The organism is Rubellimicrobium mesophilum DSM 19309 (assembly GCF_000600335.2).
Taxonomy (GTDB): Bacteria; Pseudomonadota; Alphaproteobacteria; order Rhodobacterales; family Rhodobacteraceae; genus Rubellimicrobium; species Rubellimicrobium mesophilum.
The window spans coordinates 1-7,059 of the sequence record NZ_KK088643.1; the positions used below are offsets into that span (position 1 = coordinate 1).

9 protein-coding genes are annotated in these 7,059 nt (G+C 73.0%); 8 read left to right on the top strand and 1 reads right to left on the bottom strand.

What is annotated here, in order from left to right:
* The 8 genes from RUMESO_RS23500 to RUMESO_RS23530 all read left to right on the top strand — a co-directional run.
* Positions 1 to 839 (top strand): PRC-barrel domain-containing protein (locus RUMESO_RS23500; protein WP_211262989.1); only part of this gene is annotated, 839 nt, incomplete at its 5' end.
* A 149-nt stretch (positions 840 to 988) separates the two neighbouring features.
* Positions 989 to 1,180, top strand: coding sequence for a PLDc N-terminal domain-containing protein (locus RUMESO_RS23505; RefSeq protein ID WP_037284657.1), 192 nt, complete (start codon positions 989 to 991; stop codon positions 1,178 to 1,180).
* A gap of 16 nt (positions 1,181 to 1,196) precedes the next feature.
* The gene (locus tag RUMESO_RS23510) at positions 1,197 to 2,081 is read left to right on the top strand and encodes a YihY/virulence factor BrkB family protein (RefSeq protein WP_037284660.1); all 885 of its coding nucleotides are present in this window, start codon (positions 1,197 to 1,199) and stop codon (positions 2,079 to 2,081) included.
* A 115-nt stretch (positions 2,082 to 2,196) separates the two neighbouring features.
* Positions 2,197 to 2,334: a hypothetical protein gene (locus RUMESO_RS25540; protein ID WP_156363087.1), complete on the top strand. Its 138-nt coding sequence runs from the start codon at positions 2,197 to 2,199 to the stop codon at positions 2,332 to 2,334.
* Positions 2,335 to 2,366: 32 nt separating this feature from the next.
* Positions 2,367 to 2,657, top strand: coding sequence for a hypothetical protein (locus RUMESO_RS23515; protein ID WP_037284663.1), 291 nt, complete (start codon positions 2,367 to 2,369; stop codon positions 2,655 to 2,657).
* A gap of 197 nt (positions 2,658 to 2,854) precedes the next feature.
* Positions 2,855 to 3,676, top strand: coding sequence for a hypothetical protein (locus RUMESO_RS23520; RefSeq protein ID WP_051521648.1), 822 nt, complete (start codon positions 2,855 to 2,857; stop codon positions 3,674 to 3,676).
* Positions 3,677 to 3,682: 6 nt separating this feature from the next.
* A complete protein-coding gene (locus tag RUMESO_RS23525; protein ID WP_342670816.1) occupies positions 3,683 to 3,997 on the top strand; it encodes a phage holin family protein in 315 nt (104 codons plus the stop codon).
* 78 nt (positions 3,998 to 4,075) lie between these two features.
* Entirely contained in the window at positions 4,076 to 5,182 is a 1,107-nt protein-coding gene (locus RUMESO_RS23530; protein ID WP_037284666.1) for a DUF3618 domain-containing protein, read from the top strand.
* A gap of 87 nt (positions 5,183 to 5,269) precedes the next feature.
* Here RUMESO_RS23530 and RUMESO_RS23535 read toward each other — a convergent pair.
* A partial coding sequence (locus tag RUMESO_RS23535; protein ID WP_051521649.1) for a sensor histidine kinase occupies positions 5,270 to 7,059 on the bottom strand: 1,790 nt, incomplete at its 5' end.

The window sequence follows — 7,059 nt, forward strand, 5'->3', positions numbered from 1 at the left end:
ACACGGCGGGTGACGCAGCGCAGGCCACCGGCCAAGCCGCCGACGACGCCGGAAACGCGGTGGCCGATGCCGCCGGCACCGCCGCCGAGGGCACAGAGAACGCCGTCGAGGAGACTGGCGAGGAAGTGGCCCAGGCCGGCAACGAAGTGGCCGACGAGGCCGCCGACGCGGGCGAGGAGGTCGCCGAGGAGGCGAACCAGGTCGGCATGACCGACACCCAGGAGGATCAGGCCGAGGCGGCCGACACCGCCCAGGACAACGCCGAGGAAGCGGCCGAGCAGACCGCCGAGAACAATGCCGAGGCGGCTGACGAGGCCTCCGACCAGGCCGAGGCCATGGCCGAGGGCACCGCGACCACCGAGACCGAGACGGAGGCCGACCAGACCGCCGCCGCCGCGACCGACACGACCGGCACCGACCAGACGGCCGCGACCGACGAGGCCGCCGCCGGAGCCGCCGCGGGCGCAGCCGCCGGCGCGGCCGTGACCGACACCGAGCAGACCTCGGCCACCACCCGCACGCCGATCACCCGCGAGGGCTATGTCCCCGCCGGCGCTGAGGACTTCACCGCCGACCGCCTGCAGGGCGCGGCGGTCTACGGCTCGGACGACGAGCGCGTGGGCGAGGTGGGCGAGATCGTCCTCAACGCGGACGGGCAGGTCCAGGATCTCGTGATCGACGTGGGCGGGTTCCTGGGCATCGGCGAGAAGCCGGTGGCCCTGCCGATGGACTCGGTCGACATCCTGAAGCAGGAGGGCGGCGACGAGATCCGCGTCTACGTCTCGCAGACCGAGGACGAACTCAAGGCGATGCCGACCTACGAAGAGCCGAGCCAGTAAGCTCCGGCTCGGGGCTTGACCGGAGGGCCCGCCTTGCGCGGGCCCTCTTTTTGTGCCCGGATCGTGCCAGGCCAGGCGCCTGGAACCCCCGATCACGGGGCGCGTTGCCGCAAGGGCAGCGCCTGGCCCACCGCAGGGAAGGAACCGACATGAGAGGCTACACGGGCATCTTCGGGCTGATCGTCCTGGCCCTCGACATCTGGGCGATCGTGTCGGTCGTGAACTCGACCGCGGCTACGGGGACCAAGGTGATCTGGGTCCTGGTCATCCTGATCCTGCCCGTCCTGGGCTTCCTCGCCTGGCTCCTCTTCGGGCCGAGGGCCGCCGCGCGCGGCCTCTGACCGGAGAGCGGGGCCCGTGAAGCGCGCCCTGGCCGCCTTCTGGTACATCTGGGACGTGATGGACCGGCTCAACCTCAGCCTGATCGCGGCCGGGGTGGGGTTCTTCGCGATGCTGTCGCTGTTCCCCGCGCTCGCCGCCATCGTCCTGCTCTGGAGCTGGTTCGCCGATCCGGGGCAGATCAACTCGCTCATCGACCTCGCGGACGACGTGGTCCCGCCCGAGGTCTCGGACGTCATCGCGAACCAGGTGACGGGGATCATCAACGCCGGCAGCAGCGGCGGGCTGGGCACGGCGACGCTGGTGTCGCTGGTGGTGGCGCTCTGGTCGGCGCGCGCGGGGGTCTCGGCGCTGATCCGTGGGCTCAACGCCGCCTACGACATCGGCCACCGCCAGAACATCTGGCGGCGCTACATGGCCGACATCGGCGTCACCCTCACGCTCTGCGGCCTCACCCTGGTGGCCATCGCGTCCGTCGTGATCGCGCCCCTGGTGATCGCCATCCTGCCGCTCGGCCCCTGGGCCACCGCCGCCGCCGAGATCACGCGCTGGATCGTCGCCATCGGCGTCATCATGGTGACGCTGGGCATCGTCTACCGCTTCGGCCCCAACCGGCGCGGGCGGCGGCCCAAGTGGATCACGCCCGGGGCCATCGTGGCCACCGTCCTGTGGATGGTCATGTCGGTGGCCTTCGGCGTCTATCTTCACAACTTCGCCCACTACAACGAGGTCTACGGCTCGCTCGGGGCCGCCGTGGCGCTGCTGATGTGGTTCTACCTGTCAGCCTACGTCGTGCTCCTGGGCGGCTGCCTGAACGCCGCCATCGAGGCGGGCGGGGCCGCGAGGCTCCAGCACGACCTCAAGGCGCAGGAGGCCCGCGACGGCCGCGTCCAGGCCGGGTGACGCCGCGGCGCTAAGCCGCGGGGGAACGGTGTCCGGCCGGAACCCAGCACGTTCCCTGGCGTTCCTAGAACAGACCGTCCCTGACGGCTTTCCCCCTTGGCCCTTGGAGGCTTACGTGCTCAACCTCGCCGCGTCCCTTCTGGCCCGACTGGCCGAACTCCTCGCCCCCCTCGAGCGGCAGCCCGCACTCCTGCCGATCCCGGTCCGCCGGGACGATGGACGCGGGCCGCGCCGGGGCGATCGCCGCGCCTGACGCCTCGGGGGCCGATCCCCGGAGGAGAGATCATGAACCCGCTCACCTGGGTCCTCGCCATGCTCGCGGGCACGGCGATCGGAGGACCGTTCCTCACGGCGGCCTTCACGCTCGGCCTCTACGGCTGGACGGCCGTCCTCGTCGCGCTGGCGCTCGCGGGGTTCGGGGCCGCGGCCCTGGCCCAGCGGATCGAGCACGAGATCAAGCGCCAGGATCCTGACTGGGACGAGGTGCACGACCGCGCCCGGCCCTTCGCGACGATGGATCCGCGCCCCCCCGAGCCCGGCAGCCGCTTCGATCCGCGCCGCCACTGGCGCCGCTGACACCACGGCTTCGCTCCGCTTCCCGGCCAAGCCACGTTGGGGAACCGTGGGCCCGGACGCGCGTTTGGCCCCCGTCACGACCTTGCGATCCCGAGAGACCTGGGCCGGCGACCGGCGCCACCCGTCGCCGCCTCCCCGCCATGACCCGAGGGGCCGGCGCCCAGGAAGCCGGGCCGACACCCTAGAAGGAGACCCCGATGACCGACAGCAACATGAGCGACGCGACCTCTCAAGGCTCCTCGGTGACGAGCGGCCTCGCCGACGCCGGACGCGACGCCCTCGACCAGGCGAAGTCCGCGGCGCGGGACGCCATGCCCCGCATCACCGAGGCGGCCAAGTCGCAGGCGACCGCCCAGGCCGAGACGGCCAAGGACGCCCTGGCCGACACCGGCGAGCGCCTCGCCCAATCGCTGCGGAGCGCCCTGGACGGCGGCGACGACTCGGTCCAGGCCCGCCTCATGGCGGCCGCCGCCGATGCCGTGACCGACCTGTCCAACCAGTTGCGCGGCCGGAACTTCAACCAGCTCCTGGGCGACGCGAGCGACTTCGCGCGCCGCAATCCCGGCGCCTTCGTGGCGGCGGCGGCCCTGGCCGGCTTCGCCCTGGCGCGCTTCGCCCGCTCCTCCTCGTCGTCCTCGTCCGGCCAATACGGCGGGTCCTACGGCGACCAGTCCTACGGCGGCTCGTCCTACGGCGACCGATCCTATGGCGGTTCGACCGGGATGGGCGGGATGTCCAGCTCCTCCATGGGAACGGGCGACATGGGGACCTCGTCCTTCGGCTCGGGCAGCTCCGCGACGGGCAGCGGCTCCTACGGCACGGGCGGCGGCTCCTACGGCTCGGGGCGCGGCATGGCGGGCCAGGTCAGCACCAGCGGCATGAGCACGCATGACGACGACGGCGACGAGGCCGGCTCCATCGCCGATGACGGCCTGGGCGGCGGCACCCGGTCCGGCACCACGGGCGGCGCCACGGCGAACTCCACGTCGGACGGCACCGGCACCGGCTATGACAGGTAGACGGCCATGAGCTTCGACGCCGATCCCCGACCGACCGGCTCGCTCCTGAGCGACGCGATCAACCAGCTCACCCGCCTCGTGCGGGGGGAGGTCGCGCTCGCCAAGGCGGAGGTGGCCCAGAACATCCGCAACGCCGGCCTGGGCGTCGGCCTCCTCGTCGGGGCCGTGGTCCTGGTGCTGGTCGCGCTCAACGTCCTGGCCGCCGCGCTGGTCGCCGCCCTGGCCGAGACCGGCCTGGGCGCCGGCTGGGCCGCGCTCATCGTCGGGTGGTCATCCTCGTCGTGGCCGCGATCCTCGCCATGCGGGGCCTCAACGCGCTGAAACCCGAAAACCTCGCGCCCAGCCGCACCGTGCGCAACGTGCAGGCCGACGCACAAGCGATCAAGGAGAACGTCACAAATGGCAACCACTAGCACTGACCCTCGCGACATCGAGGCCGACCTCGAGCTCGAGCGCGCGGCGCTGGCCAGCACGCTGGACACGCTGTCGGACCGCGTCTCCGTGGACAACCTCGCCAAGGAAGCGCTGGGGATGCTGAGGAGCCGCGCGGGCTCCGCCACCACCACGCTCGACCACGCGGTGCGCACCAACCCGGTGGCCGCCGCCCTGGTGGGCGCGGGGATCGCCTGGATGTTCCTGGGCCCGCGCATCACCGGCTCGTCCTCCTCCCGCTCGTCCAGCCAGTCCTCGGGCTACGCGGGCGAGCTGCGCAGCGACGACGCCGCCTGGGCGGCCTCGTCGGGCACCGGGTCCTCCTCGTCCTCCTCGGACTACGGCCGGGTGGGCTACGTCGCCTCGGACAACGACGACGACCATGCCTGGTCCCGCGAGGCGCATGGCCTGCGTGCCCGCGCCATGGACGCGCTGCACCGGATCGAGCGCGAGGCCAAGTCCTACTACGACAGCTTCCGCAGCGGCGTCTCCTCCGGGGCGAGCGGCGCGCGCGACTTCGCGGCCGAGCGCGCCTCGGTTATCTCGAACTTCACCAGCGACCTGCGCGGACGCTTCGCCTCGGGCCTCGACAACCTGCCGCCCGAGTCGCGCGACCGCATCATCGCGGCGCGCGAGCGGGCCTACCAGGCGATGCTCCAAGCCGAGCAGACCGGGCGCGACGTGATCCGCGACCCGGGCCGCGCCCTCGAGGAGCACCCGCTGGTCGCGGGCGCTGTGGCCTTCGCCCTGGGCGCGGCCGTGGGCGCGGCGCTCCCGGGGACCGAGGTGGAGAACCGCACCTTCGGCGCCGAGCGCGACCGGCTCATGGGCGACGCCTCGCGGATGCTGCGCGAGGAACGCAGCCGGGCCATGCAGATCGCCGGGTCGCTGGGCCAGGAGGTCAAGGCCGCCGCGCGGGAGACCGTGGAGGCCGTGGCCGACACCGCCCGCGACAAGGCCTCGCAGGCCGCGCAGCGCGTCCAGGAACGCGCCTCGGACGAGATCCGGTCCGCCAGCAGCGGCACGGGCGGCTCCACCGGCATGACCGGCCCGGGCGATCCGGTGATCGGCTGAGGCCCATCCCTGACGGAGCGAAGGCCCGGGCTTCGGCCCGGGCCTTTTCCGTTCGAGGGAGCCGGCCCTCGGCCCCACCCTGCCGGGTCAACCCTGGAGGGGCGCCCCGTAGCCGCGCACGGCGGCCAGAACGAAGGCCACGCGCAGGATGAAGCGGCCATCCCCGACCTCGGTCCTCACCTCGCCACCGAGCTGGCTCGCGAAGGCGGTGACCAGTTGGCGGCCGAGCCCCGTCCCCTCGGCGGCGGGGGCCTCCACAGGGATGGTCCCGGCGGTGTTGGCGATCGTCAGCTCGGCCCGCCCGCCGTCGAGCGCCGCGAAGCTCAGGCCGAGCCAGGGCGCGGCCTCGCCCGGGGCCGGCTCGGCATACTTGACGGCATTGGTCAGCCCCTCGGTCAGCAGGAGCGACAGCGGCACCGCCTGGTCGGGCGTGAGGGGAATCGGCGCGAACCCGGTCTCGATCCGGAAGGTCCGCCCGGGCGCCGAGGCCATGCTCATGATCTGCCGGGTGATGTCGCCCAGGAGCTCGTCCGCCCGGACATCGGTCAGGCCGGAGGTCTGGTAGAGCTCCTTGTGGACGGTGGCGAGGCTCATCACCCGGTCCTGGAGGCCCCGCATCAGCGCCTTGGTCTCGGGCGAGCGGGCCCGGCGCATCTGCATGTTCATGATCGAGGCGATGAGCTGGAGGTTGTTCTTGACCCGGTGGTGGACCTCGCGCAGCAGCACCTCGCGCTGATGGACGGTGTCCTCCAGCTCGGCCTCGTCGTGGAGGATCGTGTCGGTCATCCTCAGGAAGGCCTGCCCCACCTCGCGCAGCTCGGCGGACGCGCCGGCCATGTCGAGGCCGCTCACCATCCGGCTGCCGGAGGCGAAGGCGCGGATGGCGCGGCTCAGGCGGCGGATGTAGCGCGTGACGATGCGCTCGGCCGCGAGCCAGGCCACGACGAAGCTGCCGGCCCACATCAGGACGACGAGGAGGAAGGGCCGTGAAGAAGGCGAGCGGCCCGAAGCCCGCCGCCTCGCGCGCGGGACCGAGCCCAGGGCATAGAGCTGCCCCGGGATCAGCGGAACCAGCGAGTAGAGACGCTCCTCCCCGGCGGCGGTGGTGCCGCTCAGCCCGGTCACGTCCCGCGCCGCCAGATCCGCCAGGTCGATGCCGGCCGGCAGGAGCTCGGCCTCGTGGCCATAGCCGCGCGAGGTCGTGAGCACGGTGCCCTCGCCGTTGAAGGTCACGAAGTCCGGGTCAGGGAAGTCGTCCGAATACGGCCCGGGGGCGGAGTTCGCGGCGCCCAGCGCCGCATGGGGGAGGGCGATCGCGACATAGCCCAGGCTTCCTTGGCCGTCCGCGGCCAGGACGGGATGCACGACCAGGACGACCGACACGCCCGACACGGGTCCCCGCGCCTGCACCACGACCTTGGGGCGGAGGTCGGACATGATCTCCCGGAAGAGCGACGTGTCGCGGTAGTCGAAGCTCCGCCCGCCCGAGCCGCAGGTCATCACTCCGTCATCGGGCACGAAGGCCACGATGGAGGCCTGCGGGAGTTCCCGGTTGAAGGCGGTGACGGCCGCGACGCAGGCGGCGTCGTCGCCGGCCAGCGGCGCGATCGACTGCGCCAGCGCGGCCGCGGCGCCCTGAGCCTCCCGGACGAGGCCGATCTCGGGCGCGGTGATCCTCAGGGTCTCGCCGGCCAGCACCGCCGCCCGGCTCTCGCGCGCGGTGGACAGCGAGGCGCTGGCCTGGAAGAGCGAGATCACCCCCAGGGGCAGGAGCGCGACCGCGAGGAGCAGCGCCAGGCGAAACCCCAGCCGTTGGCCGAGGGGCGGCCGGACCGGCGGCGCCCCGGCGGCGCCCCGGCGGCGGGCGGAGCGCGCCT

What these genes read in the sequence shown, in the direction of transcription:
- RUMESO_RS23505 (WP_037284657.1), top strand. Translation starts at nt 989, where the DNA reads ATGAGAGGCTACACGGGCATCTTCGGGCTGATCGTCCTGGCCCTCGAC.
- RUMESO_RS23515 (WP_037284663.1), top strand. Translation starts at nt 2,367, where the DNA reads ATGAACCCGCTCACCTGGGTCCTCGCCATGCTCGCGGGCACGGCGATC.
- RUMESO_RS23520 (WP_051521648.1), top strand. Translation starts at nt 2,855, where the DNA reads ATGACCGACAGCAACATGAGCGACGCGACCTCTCAAGGCTCCTCGGTG.
- RUMESO_RS23525 (WP_342670816.1), top strand. Translation starts at nt 3,683, where the DNA reads ATGAGCTTCGACGCCGATCCCCGACCGACCGGCTCGCTCCTGAGCGAC.
- RUMESO_RS23530 (WP_037284666.1), top strand. Translation starts at nt 4,076, where the DNA reads ATGGCAACCACTAGCACTGACCCTCGCGACATCGAGGCCGACCTCGAG.